24 protein-coding genes are annotated in these 18,182 nt (G+C 42.7%); 7 read left to right on the top strand and 17 right to left on the bottom strand.

Going from position 1 to position 18,182, the window contains the following annotated elements:
- Positions 1-270: 270 nt before the first annotated feature.
- The 11 genes from VC188_RS11315 to VC188_RS11265 all read right to left on the bottom strand — a co-directional run bounded on the left by VC188_RS11315 (position 271) and on the right by VC188_RS11265 (position 8,265).
- Complete coding sequence (locus VC188_RS11315; protein WP_323484031.1) at positions 271-1,032, bottom strand: YoaK family protein; 762 nt, start codon at positions 1,030-1,032, stop codon at positions 271-273.
- A gap of 153 nt (positions 1,033-1,185) precedes the next feature.
- A complete protein-coding gene (cydB, locus tag VC188_RS11310; RefSeq protein ID WP_323484030.1) occupies positions 1,186-2,199 on the bottom strand; it encodes a cytochrome d ubiquinol oxidase subunit II in 1,014 nt (337 codons plus the stop codon).
- 2 nt (positions 2,200-2,201) lie between these two features.
- Positions 2,202-3,509 carry a cytochrome ubiquinol oxidase subunit I gene (locus VC188_RS11305; protein ID WP_416350514.1) on the bottom strand — a complete coding sequence of 436 codons (1,308 nt, stop codon included), beginning with the start codon at positions 3,507-3,509 and terminating at the stop codon, positions 2,202-2,204.
- Positions 3,510-3,791: 282 nt separating this feature from the next.
- Entirely contained in the window at positions 3,792-4,097 is a 306-nt protein-coding gene (locus VC188_RS11300) for a hypothetical protein (RefSeq protein ID WP_323484028.1), read from the bottom strand.
- Positions 4,098-4,109: 12 nt separating this feature from the next.
- Positions 4,110-4,631 (bottom strand): hypothetical protein, encoded by a 522-nt coding sequence (locus tag VC188_RS11295; RefSeq protein ID WP_323484027.1) that lies wholly within the window; start codon positions 4,629-4,631, stop codon positions 4,110-4,112.
- Between the two features lie 15 nt (positions 4,632-4,646).
- Entirely contained in the window at positions 4,647-5,138 is a 492-nt protein-coding gene (gene pal, locus VC188_RS11290; RefSeq protein WP_323484026.1) for a peptidoglycan-associated lipoprotein Pal, read from the bottom strand.
- Between the two features lie 84 nt (positions 5,139-5,222).
- Positions 5,223-5,576: a hypothetical protein gene (locus tag VC188_RS11285; RefSeq protein ID WP_215321192.1), complete on the bottom strand. Its 354-nt coding sequence runs from the start codon at positions 5,574-5,576 to the stop codon at positions 5,223-5,225.
- A 75-nt stretch (positions 5,577-5,651) separates the two neighbouring features.
- Positions 5,652-6,077 (bottom strand): BLUF domain-containing protein, encoded by a 426-nt coding sequence (locus tag VC188_RS11280; RefSeq protein ID WP_215321193.1) that lies wholly within the window; start codon positions 6,075-6,077, stop codon positions 5,652-5,654.
- Between the two features lie 105 nt (positions 6,078-6,182).
- Positions 6,183-6,572: a tautomerase family protein gene (locus VC188_RS11275; protein WP_323484025.1), complete on the bottom strand. Its 390-nt coding sequence runs from the start codon at positions 6,570-6,572 to the stop codon at positions 6,183-6,185.
- Positions 6,573-6,722: 150 nt separating this feature from the next.
- On the bottom strand, positions 6,723-7,034 hold the full coding sequence (locus VC188_RS11270) for a cytochrome c, class I (RefSeq protein ID WP_323484024.1): 312 nt from the start codon (positions 7,032-7,034) through the stop codon (positions 6,723-6,725).
- A 10-nt stretch (positions 7,035-7,044) separates the two neighbouring features.
- Positions 7,045-8,265: a molybdopterin-dependent oxidoreductase gene (locus VC188_RS11265; RefSeq protein ID WP_323484023.1), complete on the bottom strand. Its 1,221-nt coding sequence runs from the start codon at positions 8,263-8,265 to the stop codon at positions 7,045-7,047.
- A gap of 549 nt (positions 8,266-8,814) precedes the next feature.
- On the opposite strand from VC188_RS11265, the gene VC188_RS11260 reads away from it, so the two are divergent.
- Positions 8,815-9,204 carry a hypothetical protein gene (locus VC188_RS11260; RefSeq protein WP_215321196.1) on the top strand — a complete coding sequence of 130 codons (390 nt, stop codon included), beginning with the start codon at positions 8,815-8,817 and terminating at the stop codon, positions 9,202-9,204.
- Between the two features lie 163 nt (positions 9,205-9,367).
- Here VC188_RS11260 and VC188_RS11255 read toward each other — a convergent pair whose 3' ends face one another.
- A complete protein-coding gene (locus VC188_RS11255) occupies positions 9,368-9,577 on the bottom strand; it encodes a BrnA antitoxin family protein (RefSeq protein ID WP_068949841.1) in 210 nt (69 codons plus the stop codon).
- An 11-nt stretch (positions 9,578-9,588) separates the two neighbouring features.
- Positions 9,589-9,867: a BrnT family toxin gene (locus VC188_RS11250; protein ID WP_323484022.1), complete on the bottom strand. Its 279-nt coding sequence runs from the start codon at positions 9,865-9,867 to the stop codon at positions 9,589-9,591.
- Between the two features lie 455 nt (positions 9,868-10,322).
- Between VC188_RS11250 and VC188_RS11245 the strand changes: the two genes are divergently transcribed.
- Positions 10,323-11,759, top strand: coding sequence for a carbohydrate porin (locus VC188_RS11245; protein ID WP_323484021.1), 1,437 nt, complete (start codon positions 10,323-10,325; stop codon positions 11,757-11,759).
- Between the two features lie 196 nt (positions 11,760-11,955).
- Here VC188_RS11245 and VC188_RS11240 read toward each other — a convergent pair whose 3' ends face one another.
- On the bottom strand, positions 11,956-12,639 hold the full coding sequence (locus tag VC188_RS11240; RefSeq protein ID WP_323484020.1) for a glutathione S-transferase family protein: 684 nt from the start codon (positions 12,637-12,639) through the stop codon (positions 11,956-11,958).
- A gap of 121 nt (positions 12,640-12,760) precedes the next feature.
- On the bottom strand, positions 12,761-13,657 hold the full coding sequence (locus VC188_RS11235) for a LysR family transcriptional regulator (protein WP_215321199.1): 897 nt from the start codon (positions 13,655-13,657) through the stop codon (positions 12,761-12,763).
- A gap of 83 nt (positions 13,658-13,740) precedes the next feature.
- Here VC188_RS11235 and VC188_RS11230 point away from each other — a divergent pair, with 83 nt between their 5' ends.
- Positions 13,741-14,700 (top strand): sodium-dependent bicarbonate transport family permease, encoded by a 960-nt coding sequence (locus tag VC188_RS11230; protein WP_323484019.1) that lies wholly within the window; start codon positions 13,741-13,743, stop codon positions 14,698-14,700.
- A 15-nt stretch (positions 14,701-14,715) separates the two neighbouring features.
- Positions 14,716-15,570 carry a DUF6671 family protein gene (locus VC188_RS11225; protein WP_216235622.1) on the top strand — a complete coding sequence of 285 codons (855 nt, stop codon included), beginning with the start codon at positions 14,716-14,718 and terminating at the stop codon, positions 15,568-15,570.
- Between the two features lie 265 nt (positions 15,571-15,835).
- On the opposite strand, the gene VC188_RS11220 is transcribed toward VC188_RS11225, so the two are convergent.
- Entirely contained in the window at positions 15,836-16,648 is an 813-nt protein-coding gene (locus VC188_RS11220; protein ID WP_323484018.1) for a lipid A biosynthesis acyltransferase, read from the bottom strand.
- Positions 16,649-16,860: 212 nt separating this feature from the next.
- Here VC188_RS11220 and VC188_RS11215 point away from each other — a divergent pair, with 212 nt between their 5' ends.
- The 3 genes from VC188_RS11215 (at position 16,861) to VC188_RS11205 (ending at position 17,943) form a co-directional block, all read left to right on the top strand.
- Positions 16,861-17,184, top strand: coding sequence for a type II toxin-antitoxin system RelE/ParE family toxin (locus VC188_RS11215; RefSeq protein ID WP_072582000.1), 324 nt, complete (start codon positions 16,861-16,863; stop codon positions 17,182-17,184).
- Positions 17,181-17,492: a helix-turn-helix domain-containing protein gene (locus VC188_RS11210; RefSeq protein ID WP_370623372.1), complete on the top strand. Its 312-nt coding sequence runs from the start codon at positions 17,181-17,183 to the stop codon at positions 17,490-17,492. Before VC188_RS11215 ends, VC188_RS11210 begins: the two co-directional genes overlap by 4 nt.
- A 103-nt stretch (positions 17,493-17,595) precedes the next feature.
- Positions 17,596-17,943, top strand: a complete 348-nt coding sequence (locus VC188_RS11205; RefSeq protein ID WP_072582001.1) for a DUF3024 domain-containing protein — start codon at positions 17,596-17,598, stop codon at positions 17,941-17,943.
- 143 nt (positions 17,944-18,086) lie between these two features.
- On the opposite strand, the gene VC188_RS11200 is transcribed toward VC188_RS11205, so the two are convergent.
- The coding region (locus VC188_RS11200) for an IS3 family transposase (protein WP_216217816.1) at positions 18,087-18,182 on the bottom strand (96 nt) is incomplete at its 5' end.

Here is an 18,182-nt window from a genome sequence, read left to right as displayed (position 1 = left end):
GATCCTTGGCTAGTTCGTTGGCTAAGGCTTGTAATTTACTACGATCCATTGTGTGATATTCCATGTGGCTATCCTTCTGTGAAGGTTAATTGGCCGAGGGAACTTACACAAATTTATTTACAGGGTCGCTTTCCAACTTACTGCTAGCAATCGCCAAATCTCCATTTCCTATACTTTTGTATTTACTCTTGCTGGACGACCAAATGAAAAACCACCCGAAGGATGTTTTGGTATTTTTTTGGTGGATCTGGATAAAACTGAATCAGAAGTTCAGGGCGATCGATCCTTCATTACAACCCTAATATCTTGATAAATCTGTAAACCGGCAATGAAGATAAGGGAAAGGGATAAGGGCACTACCGAAATATAGCCAACCCTCTTAAAACTCACTGCCCCAATGATTCCGCCCACCAAAAACATTCCAAAAATAAATAGATGGGTCTTGAGTTTCTCTCTGTTGGCTTTGACATAGCCACTTACATTGGCATCTGGTGACTTATTCCAATAGATTAACTTACCCAACTCAATACCTATATCAGTAATTACGCCCGTCATATGCGTGGTTCTTATTTCTGCTCTGGAGGCTTTTGTAACTATGGCGTTTTGTAGGCCCATCACAAAACATAAAAGAAGGGCAATCGCCGGGATAGTTAAAGGCAAGTAGATATTCAAGTTGGCCCCCACCAAACCAAACACTAGTAGCAGGATGGCCTCGACCAATAAGGGCAAAGCAAACTCACTATGGATTTTTCTTCTATGCCCCCAGTTAACAAGAATGGCAGTGGTTGCCGCTCCAAACAAAAACGAGAGCAAAAGCGAGATGCCACCCAAAACAGAAATAAAATTATTTAGGGCTAGGTCATCACCAATAGCGGAAATGATGCCGCTCATATGAGAGGTATAGCGAGCAATAGCCAGAAACCCGCCCGCATTCACTGCGCCCGCTATAAATGCCATATAGGCGCCCAACTGAATATTGGTCTTATGAGAGCGCTGAGCACTAGTTAAAAGCTGAATGAACTTAATTGGCATTGAAGCTACATTCTAAGGCCCACACTGATTCGTCAATTAATGGGACGCCTCAAATGAAAAAACCACCCGAAGGTGGTTTTGATCTTCTTGGTGGACCGGCATGGAACCTAATGACCCATACAAGGAGCGAAGTATTTAATAGGTCTTATGGGCTTAGTAATAACTCAGTGGCTCGGTTTTTCCCCAAAAGATTTTGTAGGAATAAATGGTATATCCAATGATGGTTGGCAGCACAACTATAGCCCCCCAAAATATGACCCACAATGACTCCGTAGCTGAAGCTGCCTCCCAAATCGTCATTTTGTCTACAACGATGTAAGGGAACATGCTGTAGGCGATTCCTAGAAATGCTAAGACAAAGATGGCTACGCTTAGAGCAAAAGGAATCCAAACAGGGGCAGGCTTATTCTTCTGCATTTTTAATAAGCTCAAATCGATAAAGATAAAACAAGCTAAGGTCAGAACTGGAAACGGCAATAAGAAAAAGACATTGGGGAAGGTAAACCATTTAGCCGCAATCTCCGAACTAAAGAACGGCGTCGCTACAGAAATGATTCCAACGCCTAGGGCCGTAAATAAGAGGCATTTCCTTGCCCAGCCAACAGCCTTTAGCTGTAGATCGCCAGACGTCTTCATAATCAGCCAGCCAGCGCCCAATAGGGCATATCCAGCCGGCAGGCAAAGCGCCACGATAAAAGAAAATATCCAGCCCAAATATCCGGAGTCAAAACCAATCACCTCTCTACCAACCATGACCCCTTGAGATGCAGCAGCTAAAAAGCTGCCAAAAAAGAATAGAAAGTTCCAGACTGACTTCTGACTCAAATGGGCTTTTGCACGAAAGTCAAAAGATACGCCTCGTAAAATTAAACCAGCCAACATGATGCCTACAGGCAAATAGAGTTCAGTCAAAATAATTCCATGCGCCATTGGAAAGGCAATTAAGAGAACTCCAACTCCGAGTACTAACCAAGTTTCATTGGCATCCCAAAAAGGACCGATTGATGAAATCATGATGTCTTTTTCTGATTCACTTGCCTGATTCAATAAGATGCCAACGCCCAAGTCGTATCCATCTAAGACAACATAAGCAACCATAGCAATACCCATTGCAACCAAAAAGAAAAGGGGCAACCAACCAGATGGTTCGTATAAATTAGGAATCATTCTTATGCTCCTGCAATGTTGTTAGTGAGGCCTGATTTTTGCTCATCAATAATATGTGCAGGATTAGCTTGTCTTGCCAAGTAAAAAACAACCCAAATATAAGAAACAATAAGTCCTAAATACAGCGCAAGGTACATCACGAGCGTACCCAAAACCATATTGGTAGGCACTTTAGTAACTGCATCAGCAGTTTTTAGCACTCCACTAACAAGGTAAGGCTGTCTGCCTATCTCGGTCACATACCAGCCGGCAACTACCCCAACCCAACCAGAAAATGTCATCACACTGAGTCCCTTTAAAAGCCAGGTTGGTAGCTCTTTATTTTTTCTTGTGAGATAAAACCCAACGAATGCAGTTAAGAGCATCAACATGCCGATGCCGACCATGATGCGAAAGGCAAAGAAGATGGGGGCGACTGGTGGGGTTGCGCCAGGGAAGGCATCCAAGCCCTGCACTTCGCCAGCAAATGAGTGCGTCAAATATAAAGACGCAAGCTTTGGAATGGCTATTTCGTATTTATTGGCTTTCGTGGTTTCATCGGGTATTGCAAATAAAACGGCGGGGGCACCTTTGGTTGTTTCCCAAATTCCCTCCATTGCTGCCACCTTAGCAGGCTGATACTCGAGCGTATTTAGGCCATGTGAATCACCAAGGACAATTTGTAATGGGGCTAACACTACCGCCATGGTCATTGCTAACTTGATCAGCGCTCGGTTGCCAGAAAGATTGATGCCCTTTAAATATCGATAAGAAGAAATGCCTGCAATTAAGAACGTTACAGTCAAAAATGATGCTGTCATCATATGCAGAAGGCGATACGGCATAGAGGGATTAAAGACAATCTCAATCCAATTGGTTGCATGCGCTTGACCATTGATCATCTCAAACCCTTGTGGGGTTTGCATCCAAGAATCTAAAGCAATGATCCAAAATGCCGATAGTGATGTGCCGAAGGCAACTAAAAATGTGGCGATAGTGTGGGCTCTTTGAGAGACTCGTTTAGAGCCAAACAACATAATCCCTAAAAAAGTTGCCTCGAGGAAGAATGCCGATAAAACTTCGTAGCCAAGCAAAGGTCCTGCGATATTGCCAACCGTTTGCATATATCCAGGCCAGTTGGTTCCAAACTGAAAACTCATCGTGATACCACTAACAACCCCCAGGGCAAAAGTTAGAGCGAATATCTTGACCCAGAATTGATAGGCTTGGCTCCATACTGAGTCGCCAGTTTTATTAAATTTAACTTTGAAATAAAAAAGCACCCATCCCAATGCAATCGATATTGTTGGGAAAAGAATGTGAAAAGTCATATTCGAAGCAAATTGAATTCTGCTCAAAATAAGCGTATCTACCATTTTGTTGCCTCTTATTTTTAATGTGCTTTTATTATGCTCCTTACCTTTCTAACTTGCTGATGCTGGTTTAATGGACTTACCTCAGCATCGCATGTCGCTTTAACGATATTGCCCAATATGAAAAAACCACCCGAAGGTGGTTTTAGTGTCTCCTACATCCTATAACAAGCGCAGCACAAAATTTAAGGCCTCAACCAACATCTGCTAGCAGGCCCCTGTATTGGCATATATCCTTGATTACCAGTACTTAAAAGGCTTTTCAGCATCTACATCACCGCCTAAAGCCCTCATGCTCGTATTGCAATGCGGACAGGTAAGGCCATCCCACTCAGACAGATGATTACTCGAGTGGCAACTAGTACAAACCGGTGCCCTACTAATTTCAGTATTAATACTTCCTGGATGAGCCACTGTATAAGCATCAATCGTTGAACAAGATTTACAAACCATCGCCACCCTAGAAGAGTGAAGACCAACCTCTCTGCCTATGCTACTAATGCATTCAAACTTACAAGAGCGGCACACAAATTTATATCTAGCCATACATGTATCTCGCTAATTCTTTTTAGATTGAAGCGCTAATTTCTTCATGCGGGCATCTTGAATAAGCAATTGCCTTTCTTGATTGGCCACTCCAATAGTGATCTTTCTGGCAATAAGATCGGCATACACACCATCAATCTTTTTAAAGAAATCCTCGTAAACTGCAGTCTTTTCGGGGCCCAAGCCCTCCAAAGCAATGGGCCGACAGGAATTTGCCTCAGACAAATAACTCGTTAATGCCTTAGCCTGCGGATCAGTCAATTTATCTGCAGAACTAAATAGGGCATTTGCGTGAGGGTTATTTCTGGTAACAGCGATAATCTGGGCATCTACTAACAATGCGTCAGCACTTTGATTGCTTCGCATAATGCAATCATTAAGTCGCTTGGCTACAGAGCCTGACTGATCTGGAGCCATTGCCGTCATTGGCGGTGGCACTTTAGCAACTTGCACTGGATTATTGGGCGCAACCTTTGTCGCACACCCAGTAAGGAATGCAATTCCCATCAAACTTAATTTAAATATGTTTTTCATTGAGTAGCCTGTTAGTTATTGATAGACAAAATCAGCGCGGCGATTTTCTTTAAATGCCGCCTCTGTCTGAGCTGGGTTGGCTGGCTTTTCTTTACCAAAGCTCACTGCCTCTAACTGAGATTCGCTAACGCCCTGGGCAAGTAACGCTTTCTTAACGGCTTCTGATCGCTTTTGGCCTAGAGCTAGGTTGTACTCGGCAGTTCCACGATCATCGGTATTGCCTTGAATGATCACAAAGGCTTTTTGCTTTTGAAATGCCTTTAAGTAAGAAGCATGTGCGGAGATTGTTGAAACATATTTTGGGTCTACGGTATAGCTATCAAACTCAAAATAGATTGAACGCTTGCCATAAACACTAGACTTCGGATCACTAATTGGATCGTAAGTAGAAGAGCCTCCAGCGTTAACAGTGGTGACGCCATTGGCATCATCTAACTTAACGCTACTGCAAGCGGAAACAAATAAAACCAATAATGCCAATGGCACTATTTTTACAAATTTAAACATGATGAGGTTTCCCCAAACATGGCTACACCTTAGTAGCCAAATAGCAAAGAGGCACGCCACTAAAGCATGCCCAACCTAAGAAAATTAGGCTATAGCTTTGGGTGGTTTAAACGCTGAGTCGGGAAAGTTTTGCGTCAACAAAACTTCATTTGTCATAGCAAATTGATGCATGGTAGTTGATGGAAGAAAAACAGCGATTCCAATCTCGCTAATATTTGCGGTTACATGGCTCATCAGATACATCGTATGAACCTGCTCTTTGTCATCGGTCGAATCAGAGCTGTTATGTGCTTGCTGTGAAGCTGAGGCATTGTTATAGCTGCCAGCAAGCTCTGCCCGCTCAATTGCAGACTGGATAAAAATAGTTCCAGCTGCCGCCTTAAATGCAATCAAGAAGAGGCATATCAATAGAACGAGTGTTTTACTACGAAGCAACATGGACAAATTCTATACCTGATTACCAAATTTGTCGTTTTAAACAATGCCTACAAACTGGGCTGAGGATATTTAATCCTAATTTTGATCGCCCTTAGCTACTAAGCGCATGATTCTCAATAATTCAACATCATGGCTTGGAAGACCATCCAGCAGGCCAACTAGATGCGGAACATCCTTAGCAATTTGATCGCCCCCATAAAACCTTAAGGCCCAATTGGGAAACAATCTTTGGTCAATCTCATCGAGCTCAATTCGATGCAGAACCTTATGACGATAGTCTTTTTGAATTTTTCCCCAAATGAACAAAACATCCTTTCGCTTACCCTCAAGAATCTGGGCGAAATGGCCATTCTCGTAGAAAAGAGCCCCCGTAAGCTCATGGTCTAAATTCCACTTTCGGGCAACATCAAACAGATGGACTAGGCTTGAAAGGCCCATGTCATGAGTTGCTTTGCTGATATAGCTCAGCTCAACCAATTGATTTGGATCGTCAACACTCACTTATTCTCCCGGCCTCTAAAAATAACTATGAAAACTAAAGCCAGTTTGTTCTTTTAGTCACCAAGCTTAAATGGGCAATAACCCTATCGACTGGGGCCAGGATGCCTAATCCTTGTCTGCATATTGCATTTCGCCATTGCCAAATGACCAATTTTCTTTGCTTACCTCAAGCAAGTTAATAAAAATATCTTGAGGCCTGACTTGAAGCTGTTGCACCAAGGCCTCACAAATGGCTTTATATAGCTTCTTCTTTGCCTCTATGGACCTACCAAAACTTATGGTCGCTTGAATAAAAATGATGCCCTCTGAGTATTCAATTCCTAAATAGCTTTTTGGGATATTTAATTCTGATGCGTCGTGTCTAGTAATAACCTGAAACTTATCGTCTTCAGGAACGTTGATTTGCTCGCGCATCACGTTATAGATAATGTCCCCGACTTGCTGAGCAAAACTCTCAGAGTGTTTTTTACTTAAATCAATTCTGACTAATGGCATCACTATTCTCCTTAGATTCATCTATCTTAAACAGATGCAAGTAATTGCGCAGAAGCTTGAGAGATTGCTAAATAAAAAACCACCCTCGGGTGGTTTTGGTGTTTCTTGGAGGACCGGCACGGAATCAACCAGGGCCGAGGATGTTTAATTCTATTTCCTGTTTGCCCCATAAGTTTTATTAAGGTAGTCGACTATGACTGGAACCTCCTCATCAGTAATGGGCGCCTTAAATACATTTTTCATCCTTAAAACTTGAGCATTCCAATAGCCAACTCCTGTATTGGGCGGTTGATATTCTGCATAGTGGGCAGAGTGACAAGCAGAACATTTTTGTAAGGTCAACTGATAACCTGGCAAATCTGATGGTCTCCATAAAACAGTATCGGCTGGCAACTCAATCGTTTTGGCTTGTGCCATTTGCGCCAAAGCAAGAGCAGATAGAAGGAGGATAGTTTTTTTCATATTCTTCTCATTAAACCGCTGTGACTTTTACAGTCTCAACAATATTTCGCATATAGCCAGCCGGCATCCAGCTTGCAGTCATGGGCTGAACTTGGCCAGCATGATTAAATGCTCTGACCCTTAAGTCCAATGTCCCTTTTTGTGTTGGCGTAAATTCAATGCGCCACTCTCTAAATGAGAAACGTCCAAGGTCTTGACCCAATCTCGCCTCTGTCCAATTTTGTCCATTGTCCTGCGAGAACAAAACTTTCTTTATTCCATAGCCCGCATCAAAGGCAATGCCTCGGGCTTGAACCGGCTTACCAATAGCGACAACGCTACTGTCTGTGAAGTTCGTAATGAATGAGCGAATCGTAAATTGATTAATGGGGATGGTTTTTGAGGGTGCCGTTCCTGGCGCGACACAGTTACAGTCATTATCAGGAATACGATAAGCAGGATTCATCCAATAGCCGTTGTATACATCATCGACCACTTTAATTTCACTAAGGTGCTTAACCCAATACGTTCCGTAGTAGCCAGGAACAATTAACTTGATTGGATAACCATTTAAGAAAGGAATATCTGTTCCATTCATTTGATAGGCAACCATCACATTGCCATCCATGGCGTGATCAATATCTAGGCCTTTTACAAAATCTGAATCGCTTGGGAGAATTGGCTGATCCAAGCCATTGAAAGTTACTTGTTTAGCTCCGCCGCCGGGATTGGCCGCCTTCAAAATATCTTTTAAGGCAACGCCAACCCAAGCGGCATTACCCATCGCACCATTACCGAGTTGCCCACCATTAACTCTAGGCTCAAATAAGCCGCGGCTATTACCAGAGCATTGATTAACAGCAACAATGCGTTGAGATGGAAAGTTTTTCTTTAACGCCTCTAGAGAAATCTCTAAAGGCTTTTCTACATTGCCCCCAACTTTTAGTCGATAAGTATTAGGGTCGATGGATGTTGGAATGCCGGCCATGTGATAGCGGACAAAGAATTCATCATTTGGCGTAATGACATGATTGTCGTAATACTGAAATGGTGTTTCTAATTGTGGGGGCCTAGAGGTCAACACAATCATGGGCTTCTTTTCAGGAAAGGCCATGAGTTCGCGCTCACCATAGGCCATAGGTAAATTTGTTTTCTCTGCGCCCATTGCCCAAGATGGCAATAATGAACTGGCTCCACCAGCCAATGCGGCTGTAATGACTTTCCGTCTATTGGTAAAGTTCTCTGAATTCATGGATGTCTCCTCCATAGTATTTTTGGTTCAGTTAAGAATAGCTACTTTTAAAGAGGCATGCGTTGGTGATTACCCTCATCGAGCATTAAAAATGTCGTTTTAAATGATATTGCGAGCAACCGCCATTAATAAGCTATATGCTTAAATCGACGCAGGGCAGTCAAATTAGTTCGCCCTTTTGAAGGACAGTTCTTGCATGCAATATCCGAGACCAATGGCGCCTAACCTTGGCAAGCCTTAAAAGAAAATAGCCCAACAAGTAGGCTATTGAGATTCTTGGTGGCCCGGGGTGAATCGACTGGGGCCGAGGATGTCTAATCCTTGGTGGCTATTTAAAAATCTTTAACGCGCCGCAATAATAGAAATCCTTATAGCGTTTTTTAGTACTAAAAATCATCACTAGAGCTAAAGTATTACCCGCTCTTGGCAAGAAGGTTGACTTAGGACAAGTTTTTCTAATAGGCGCAAGCAGAGTATTGACGCGCCGCTAACAACATAACTGTAGGGGAGAAAAATCACTTATATTTTTTTAAAACTATAAAGGGTGCTATGAGGAAATTGCTTGTACTAACGCTGTTTAGCTTACTGGTTGCTTGCTCACAAAATCCTAACAACTTAACATTAAGTTGTTATGGTGCGGCCATTAAGACTGAAGCAAAACAAGAGGTAGTTACACCTCAGGTTACACGAACTTATAAGTTCCAAAATTACAAGATTGATGATTATGATTGTGCTCAACAAGCCAACATCATCAGTTGTAACTTTATAAAAGAAGAAAGCGGTACCAGGCAGCGTAAACGCATTATTTACGATACAAGCACGCAGTCATTCGCAGAAATTGATGCTATTTGGGCTGTTGGTGAAAAGATAAATCCTAATGAACGCAATATAGCCAGAACAGAGTTTCTTGGTAGGTGCCAAAAGCCACTCCTAAACTAAACGATTTTTTTAAACAATATCTCGAGTCCAGAGGAATGTTGGAGGGCCTGAGACCAATAGTGGCTAACCAATCCGATCAAATAAAAAATCACTCGAAGATGTTTCTTGGTGGCCCGGAGTGGAATCGACCAGGGCCTCTGGAGACTCTCATCCTAGTTCTAGACTACTTCCAGCTAAGGTTCAATTTCTTATGCGAAGCGGCACAATCTCTCAAATAGAGATTAATGAGGCTTTGATAAGGAATTCCAACTTCTTCTGATACAGATTTGAAGTAACTCACTGAATCCTCATCCAATCTAATCGTAATAGGCTTCTTGAGCATAGAAGCATATGGATTTTTACGAGCTTTTGAGAAATCATATTCTTTACGCATCTTCATCACCTTTAATAAGATTTTGACTCTTTAGGGGTTGCCTTACGAGCCGAAATAATACGAATGACATTACCCTCGCTTCGATAACAATGGCAAACCAAAATCACACGAAGAGAATGGCTTACCCCCAGCAAGATAAATCTGTCTTCATCCTCCGAATGATCGGGATCGGAAATTAACCTGGCACTTTCGTCATAAAACACAGATTTCGCCTCTTCAAAAGAAATGCCGTGTTTCTTCAGACTGGCTGAAGCTTTTCTAGGTTCCCATTCAAATCGCAAGGAAGTCATATGTACATTGTACATATATTAACTGGAGTAATCAACGGGGGTCAAAAGCTGAGCCACGGAGCCTCATCCCCAAGGTCAAACGAAAAAACCACCCGAAGGTGGTTTTTGTATTTCTTGGTGGCCCGGGGCGGAATCGAACCACCGACACAAGGATTTTCAAATATCCTCCGATAGACCGCTTTCGCTTTGATTTCAAGGGCTTGAGTCACCAGTCTCGACTTGTCAAAAAATTGTGCGTCCTTGTGCCGGTCAAATTTGGCAATGAAATCAGAATCTTGCGAGGGGTAGTTTTTCTGTGTGTATAGATTGTGTTGCCATACCCCACCAGTCAACGACCATAGTGTCTAGTAATGTCATTTAAAACGACATGGAATACCAACTTCTCCAATTGAGAGTCATTCTCAATTGTATGCTAAGATGAGAACAATTCTCATTAAGCATATTTGGCATTTCTGATGTTTTTCTCATTCAATACAAACCGCACAGCCTTTATAGGCCTAATTAGTGCCCTTTATTTGGGGGCTCTTTCTTGTACTGTAAGAGCAGAGGCGCCAGTTACTGACATGCCCACTGTTTTGGCTGAATCGCCCGTAAGTGACTCACCTAAGGTTGATAGCTCAGTTTCTGTAGAAGGCGAAACTGAGCAGTGGAGTGTTCATGGGCAATCCACTTATATCGTTCAACAGAAAAATAATTTCAAATCGCCTTACTACGGACAAAACAGCCTTCTCAATAAATCTGAAGGCGGTGGTGGCAAGAGCTACACATTAAGTGCTACAGCGTTCTTAGGGGCAAGACTTTGGGAAGGCGCTGAAGTTTATTGGAACCCAGAGATGTTCGAGGGAACACCTTTTAATGGACAGCTTCTTGGTCTGGGCGGATTTCAGAATGGTGAATTACAAAAGGGCGCATATGCTCCGCCTATTTACTACACGGCTCGCGCGTTTATTCGTCAAACCTTTGGCTTAGGCGGCGGCAAAGAGCATATTGATGGTGGGCCTAATCAGCTTGCGGGCAATCTCGATAAAAATAGAATCGTGGTGACCTACGGTAAGTTCGCAACATTAGATTTCTTTGATCAAAATAGTTATAGTCACGATCCTCGTACACAGTTTCAGAACTTTGCTCTTTTCTCTATGGGCGCCTATGGATATGCGGCTGATAGCAAAGGCTATACCTATGGTGTTGTAGCAGAGTGGTATCAAGACGACTGGATTTTGAAGGCGGCAAGATTAGCGATGCCAACTATTCCGAATACCGCCCAGCTTGACTACAGCATGAGCCAAGACTACGGCAATCAAATTGAATTAACTCATGAACATGAGCTATGGGGTAAGCCTGGCGCAGTAAGGGCCCTGTATTACCAACAACATGCCTATATGGGCAACTACCAAAATGCGATTAACCAGGCTCAGCAGTCTGGTGGCACTCCTGAGATAACTGGTGTGCGCAAAGCGGCACAGAGTTCGTGGGGCTATGGTTTCAATATTGAGCAGGCCATCAATGATTATGTTGGTGTCTTTGGTCGCTGGAGCTGGAATCCAGGCACAACCGAAGCGCAGACTGTAGACATCAGTAGATCACTATCGGGCGGTGTGAGCATCAAAGGCTCTAGTTGGTCGCGCCCCAAAGATACGGTAGGCATAGGTTATGCGGTCAATGGAATCTCTTCATCGCAGATTGCCTACCTTCAACAAGGCGGTATGGCGGCATTTATTGGTGATGGCGCACTTAGCTATAAGAAAGAACAAATATTGGAAACTTTTTATAGCGCAAAAGTTTACAAGGAGCTGTTCATATCTGCCGACTATCAACGCATTGCTAATCCCGCCTACAACTCAGCTCGTGGTCCAGTTAATTTCTTTGGCTTAAGAGCACATATAGAAATGTAATGTCGTTTTAAACGACATCGACTGACGCAGGGATGAATAGTCGATTTGTCCTTTTAAAGGACGCTTCTTAATCAGGGCATCCGAGACTAATGGCTGCTAACCCTGCCAAACCTTAAAAGAAAATAGCCCAACAATTGGGCTATTGAGATTCTTGGTGGCTCAGGGCGGAATCGACCAGGGGCTAGGATGCTAGATCCTACTTCTTGAGTCTTTCGTTACTTGGAAATAGATTCTTTCGGGAATCCTCATCTACTTCTGTCTTAAAGGTGTACTTGGCCTTAATCGCCTCCACAGCCTGAGCACTTGGCTTAGTATTGATTTCATCTAACAGACGCTTAACACTAGGCAACTTTTCCCATGCCCCCTCTCCAAGCACGAAAGGAATGACTCTAGCCCAGCCCCATACAGACATATCTACAATGCCGTATTCACTGAGCATATAGGGCTGTTTGGATAGACGTTCTTCAATTAACAACCAGTGGCGCCATGCTTCAAAATCATAACGATTAACGGCATATTCTTTTGGCTCTGGAGCAAAGTGTTTGAAGTGAACGGCCTGTCCACAATAAGGGCCAATACCAGTCGCAACAAACATGAGCCACGAGTAAAGCTCGGCATGTGCCTGTGGCGTATTTGCTGGCATGAACTTGCCAATCTTCTCGCCTAAGTAGAGCATGATGGCATTGCTATCAAATACCTTAATATCGCCATCGACTAAAGCAGGCGTCTTTCCATTAGGATTGATTGCTCTAAATTCTGGTTTGTGCTGATCGCCCTTGCGAGTATCAATCACAATAATTTCATAAGGCGTATTTGTCTCTTCTAAATATAAAGCCACTTTTGCTGGATTGGGTGATGGGTGATAGTAGAGCTTAAGCATTTTTTATTCCTAGAAATGGGTCTTTTTAATAATACCCACAAATGAAAAAACCACCCGCAGGTGGTTTTGGTATTTCTTGGTGGCCTGGGGCGGAATCGACCAGGGCCCAGGATGCCTGACTCTATTTCCAGCTTTTAGCCTGTTGAGATAGATGCTTCTTAAAGATTGTGGCTATTGGAGATAACTTTTTGCCTTTGGGGCTCACAAGGTGCCAGCTTGATTCAATAGGAAATTCTTTACATTTCAGTATGGCAACCTCTTCTTGGTCAGTCTTATCACCAAGAGAATACTTGGATAGAACTGCGATACCGAGACCACCTATAACTGCCTGCTTTATTGCTTCGTTACTTCCAAGCTCTAACCTAACATTAGGTCTGTACTTCAGTCTTTTAAAGTGAGCATCCGTTGCCATTCTTGTGCCAGAGCCCTTTTCTCTAAAAATAAACTTTTCACTCTTGAGCGCACTAATATCAATATTCTTTTTTTTGGCAAAAGCATGATCTTTTGGGGCAACTAATAACAAAGGGTTGGGCATAAACACTTCGTCCTCTATATCAACATGAAGTGGTGGCTGGGACATGATGTAAAGATCATCCAAGTTTTCTTCCAATCTTTTCACTACACCATCACGATTGAGCACCTCTAGAGAAATATCGATTTGAGGATACTTCGCGCAAAAAGTTCCCAATATTCTGGGAATGAAATATTTAGCAGTACTTACCACTGCTACTTTTAACTTTCCTCGTGTTAACCCTTTGACGCTATTAACTTGCTGTTCGAAAGAATCCCACTCCCCAGAAATCGCACGAGCCGTCTTAGCCAACTCATGACCCATTTGCGTTAAATGTACTTTCCTGGCTACCACTTCGTAGAGAGGCACTCCAACAGCATCCGTAATTTCTTTTAAGCCCATAGAGGCCGTTGGTTGGGTAACATGAACCATCCGCGCCGCCGCACTGACACTTCTAGTCTCAGCCAGCGCTAGAAATAGTCTTAACTGCCTAAAAGTAATATTCATCAGCATTTACCTATATATAAACGTATTAATATCGATTTTACTTTACATATAAATTTCCCTAAGATCGCCCCAAAGGACAATTTATGAATATCTTGCTAGATCCCACCATCCTCTTTTTCATCTTCGGCATCTTTGCGGGCCTAGTGAAATCCAATTTAGAAATTCCACAGCCCATTTCTCGATTTCTTTCGCTATATCTACTGATGGCTCTGGGATTAAAAGGTGGATTTGCTTTAAACAAATCAGGCTTTACTCCTGAGATTGCTATTAGTCTTGGTCTGGCGATCACTTTAGCAATAGCCATTCCGCTATTGGGCTACAACTTTCTTAAATACAAACTAGATAAACTGGATGCCGCCGCGATTGCCGCTACTTACGGATCTATTAGTGCGGTTACTTTTATTACTACTACACAGGTCTTAGATCAAAGCGGTATTAGTTATGGCGGACACATGGCCGCGGCAATGGCCCTCATGGAGTCACCCGCCATCATCATCGCCATCATTCTTGCCAACAGAATTCGTCAACAACGCTCAGGCAATGCCAGTGGCCACACTTCATTGGGCAAGATACTTCACGAATCATTTACTGATGGTGGGCAACTACTCTTATTAGGAGCCTTAGTAGTAGGGCTCATTTCAGGTGATTCGGGTCACAAAGTCATGGCGCCCTTTTCGATTGATTTATTTAAGGGTTTATTAGCATTCTTCTTGCTCGATATGGGATTGCTTGCCGCTAAGAGTGTAGGGGAACTCAAAGGTAAGCCTTCGGTGACTTTAGCTTATGCCTTCATCGCGCCGCCTACCCATGCGATGATTGCCTTGGGTTTATGCCATATATTTCATATCTCTCTGGGAGATACGATCCTTTTGATGATTTTGGCAGCAAGCGCTTCTTATATTGCGGTTCCAGCAGTATTGCGCCATGCAATGCCCGAGGTAAGTCCAGCCTTGTATATGGGCATGTCCCTTGGCATCACCTTCCCTTTAAATATTATCTTAGGCATTCCAATCTATAGCGCAGTAGCCAAATATTTTGTTTAAAAACATCCAAATAAAATGCCAACTCATCCAAAACCCTATTCTGGACTCAAGGCGAGTTTGCTAACTCAACATGGCAAAGAGTCGGTCATTTGTCCACAACTCCTTGACTCTAATGGCTTAGAAGTTGTCCATATCTCTGGGTATGACACAGACGAACTAGGTACCTTTACTAGAGATATTCCAAGATATGGCTCCCAACTAGATGCCGCCAGAAAAAAGGCTAGGGTTGGAATGGAATTATCAGGTTCTATGCTTGGCATTGCCAGCGAAGGTGCTTTTGATAATGATCCCTATACGGGCATGCTTCCTTGGAATTACGAGTTAGTAGTTTTAATAGATGACATACGCAAACTTGAAGTTATTGGTTTTTTTGGCGGGCAAGCTCAAAGTACCAGCCGGCAAGTATCAAGTTGGGGTGAATTAAATGCGCTTCTTTCAGAGGCACAATTTACTACCCATCAATTAGTCGTTCGACCTGATGATGAATATCACCCAGAGTGTCGTAAAGGAATCAAAGATCTTGAGTCTTTGAAAGAAGCGTTCGATTGGGCAACTAACCTTTCAAAAAAGGGAAATGTATTTGTAGAGAATGATTTAAGAGCACATACCAATCCCACGCGTATGGCCAACATATTGAAAGCTACACAAGATCTCTCAAGAAAGATGAATTCTGTATGCCCAGAGTGTGAGTCACCTGGCTTCTGGATCACAGAAAGAAAGAAGGGCTTGCCATGCTCTAGCTGTGAAGCGCCAACAAATCTGCCAATAGCTAATGTATGGTCATGCGTAAAGTGTGCGTACAAAAAAGAAGAAATGTTGCTGGATCAAATCAAGGCGGATCCATCAAAGTGCGATTACTGTAATCCCTAAATATATTTGTCGTTTAAAACGACATTGCCAACACAAGGATGAATAATTGACTTGTCCTTTTAAAGGACATTTGATGACCCTGATATCCCAATCTAGAGCCAGAGTGGTGGCATCCTGATTGACGGATTGACTCTATGGAAAGTGACCGACTACGCTAATAGCAAGGTAGAGGCGCCATTGAGGGCTTCTAATAAAAATAGCCCAACAAGTGGGCTATTGAGATTCTTGGTGGCCCGGAGCGGAATCGACCGGGGCCTAGGATGCCTTACTCTGTGGGAGCCAATTCTGCTCCAGCTGGTCTTTTGTAGTGGTTGTAAGACCACATATATTGATGTGGCTTAGAAAGTATCATCTCTTCAAAATAGTGGTTCATTTCTGTACAGGCATCGACTAGACAATCAGGAAATGCCTCATTCATCAATTGGCTCTTAATGAGCCAGCCCTTTCCTAATACCAGTCTTTCTGCTCCAACAAAAAGGATTGCTACATTTGCTTGGCGAGCTAATTTAATTGGAAATGAGGTTGTATAAGCATATTGATTAAAAAATTTAGCCCACACTCCATCGCCAACGCTAGGCACCTGATCTGCTAATAGGCCAACTACCTCACCTTTTATTAAAGCTCGTTTAATCTGACGAACCCCGCCAAGATTTGCTTCAACAAATTCAATCTCGGTATGTTTTCTTGATTGAAGCATAAGCTCATTAACCCATCTTTTTCGGGCTGGCCTATACATTACTGTTGCTCTTGTATGTTCAGCAAAAATACGAGGCACTATTTCAAAGCCTCCGAAATGTGAAGCAAGAATAATTAAGCCTTTGCCACTTTTGGATAGCTCAATAACTTGATCCAAGTTTTCAATAGTTACTTTATTAATGGAGGATTTTGGATGCCTCCAAATCCATAATGTGTCAGCAAACATCATTCCAGATTCGGCAGCTACCCTCCACGGGGTTGATTTGAATCCCGAATAATGGGCTGCGCTCTGATGATTTTTATATAGGCGTCTTCGATATTTGTAAGAAAACAAGTAAACCAATACACCTGTGCCAGCGCCAATAATTTGAATGGCTGCCAATGGAAGCGAGCTAAAGAGCCGCAATATGAAATACAACATCGGCCATTCTAGACGCTATTGATGAAAAAACCACCCGAAGGTGGTTTTGGTGTTTCTTGGTGGCCCGGGGCGGAATAGACCAGGGCCTAGGATGTTTAATTCCGTCTCTAGACTGTTGCTTTAAAAGACAATTTACTCTTGCTCAATGTTAACAAATTTGTTAACATACACGGATGAGCTATTCCATCCTTTATTACAGCGAGCAGGTTCAAGAAGACATTATGAATCTTCCCGACACGCTTCAAGCTCGCTATATTGGATTGACCACTCGAATGATTGAGCATGGGCCGAATTTAGGCTTGCCTCATACGGATTCATTTGGCGGCGGCTTATTTGAATTAAGACTGAAAGGGGCTGAAGGTATCGCCCGAGTTTTCTTTTGTACGATGGTGGAGAAAGAAATAGTGATGCTCCATAGCTTTATTAAGAAGACTCAAAAGACGCCTGAGAAAGAATTAAAGATTGCGAAAGCACGTATGAAGGAGTGGAAAAAATGACAACACAGAAGAAAACAAAAATGCTTACCCATAAACAAATGATAAGCAAAATGCTTAAAAAGCCAGCTGTAAAAGCCGCAGTCAAAGAACTTGATCGCACTGAATTTGCTATTCTTGATGAGATTCTTACGGCAAGGAAAGAGGCTGGATTAACGCAAGCTCAAGTGGCAAAAAAGATGGGAACACAAACCCCAGCTATTGCTAGATTAGAAAGCTCTCTGGCTACCGGCAAACATTCCCCAAGCCTAACTACCCTAAGAAAGTATGCGGCGGCCTTGGGCAAGAGAGTTGAGCTTCATTTAGTCTGAGGACGTCTATATCCAATGTAATCATTTCACCCATAATTCATAATAGCTATGTTTGAAATAAAATTGATTGATCAGTTTTACTTTCTGGGACAACTAATCAGATATGGCATTTAGCATTGAACAGCTAGGGGATATTGACTATTTGGTCGGGCAGTGGTGTCTGCTTCTGGCTCCACTTGAAATCAAAAAAGATCTTGATTACGATTACGAAATCGATGGCCAGACTGTAAGTGTTTTTGAAGTTCGCCCTTTGTGGCGTGGAAAACCAGGAGAGTTAACTCGACGACCGTTTGTAAAATTTCGGTATATACAGTCTGAGGCTCTGTGGCATATTTATTGGATGCGAGCCAGCGGAAAATGGCAAGCCTATGAGCCAAATCCAATCTCAAAAGATCTCAATGAGGCACTACAAGTTATTGATGCCGATCAATATGGCTGTTTCTTTGGATAACAAGCTTGGGTTAGTCACCCTAGTTGCATTGCCTTGACTATTAGCTACTCCAGAAGAAAAAACAAGATTTATAGTGTCGATGCTAACTTTCAAATGAAAAAAGAGAGCTAGATGAACTGACCCACAAAAGTTGGACAGTTTAATTAGGTTACCAGAAGGGATTGAGTTCGGTATTGCACCGGGCTTAATCCCTTTAGTTTTTGCTTGATTCGATCATGGTTGTAGTAATGGATATATTC

The sequence above is a fragment of the Polynucleobacter sp. MG-28-Ekke-A2 genome (assembly GCF_035012985.1).
Lineage (GTDB): Bacteria > Pseudomonadota > Gammaproteobacteria > Burkholderiales > Burkholderiaceae > Polynucleobacter.
Note: the sequence above shows the minus strand (reverse complement) of the source record. Positions and strands in the feature narration are given on the sequence as shown.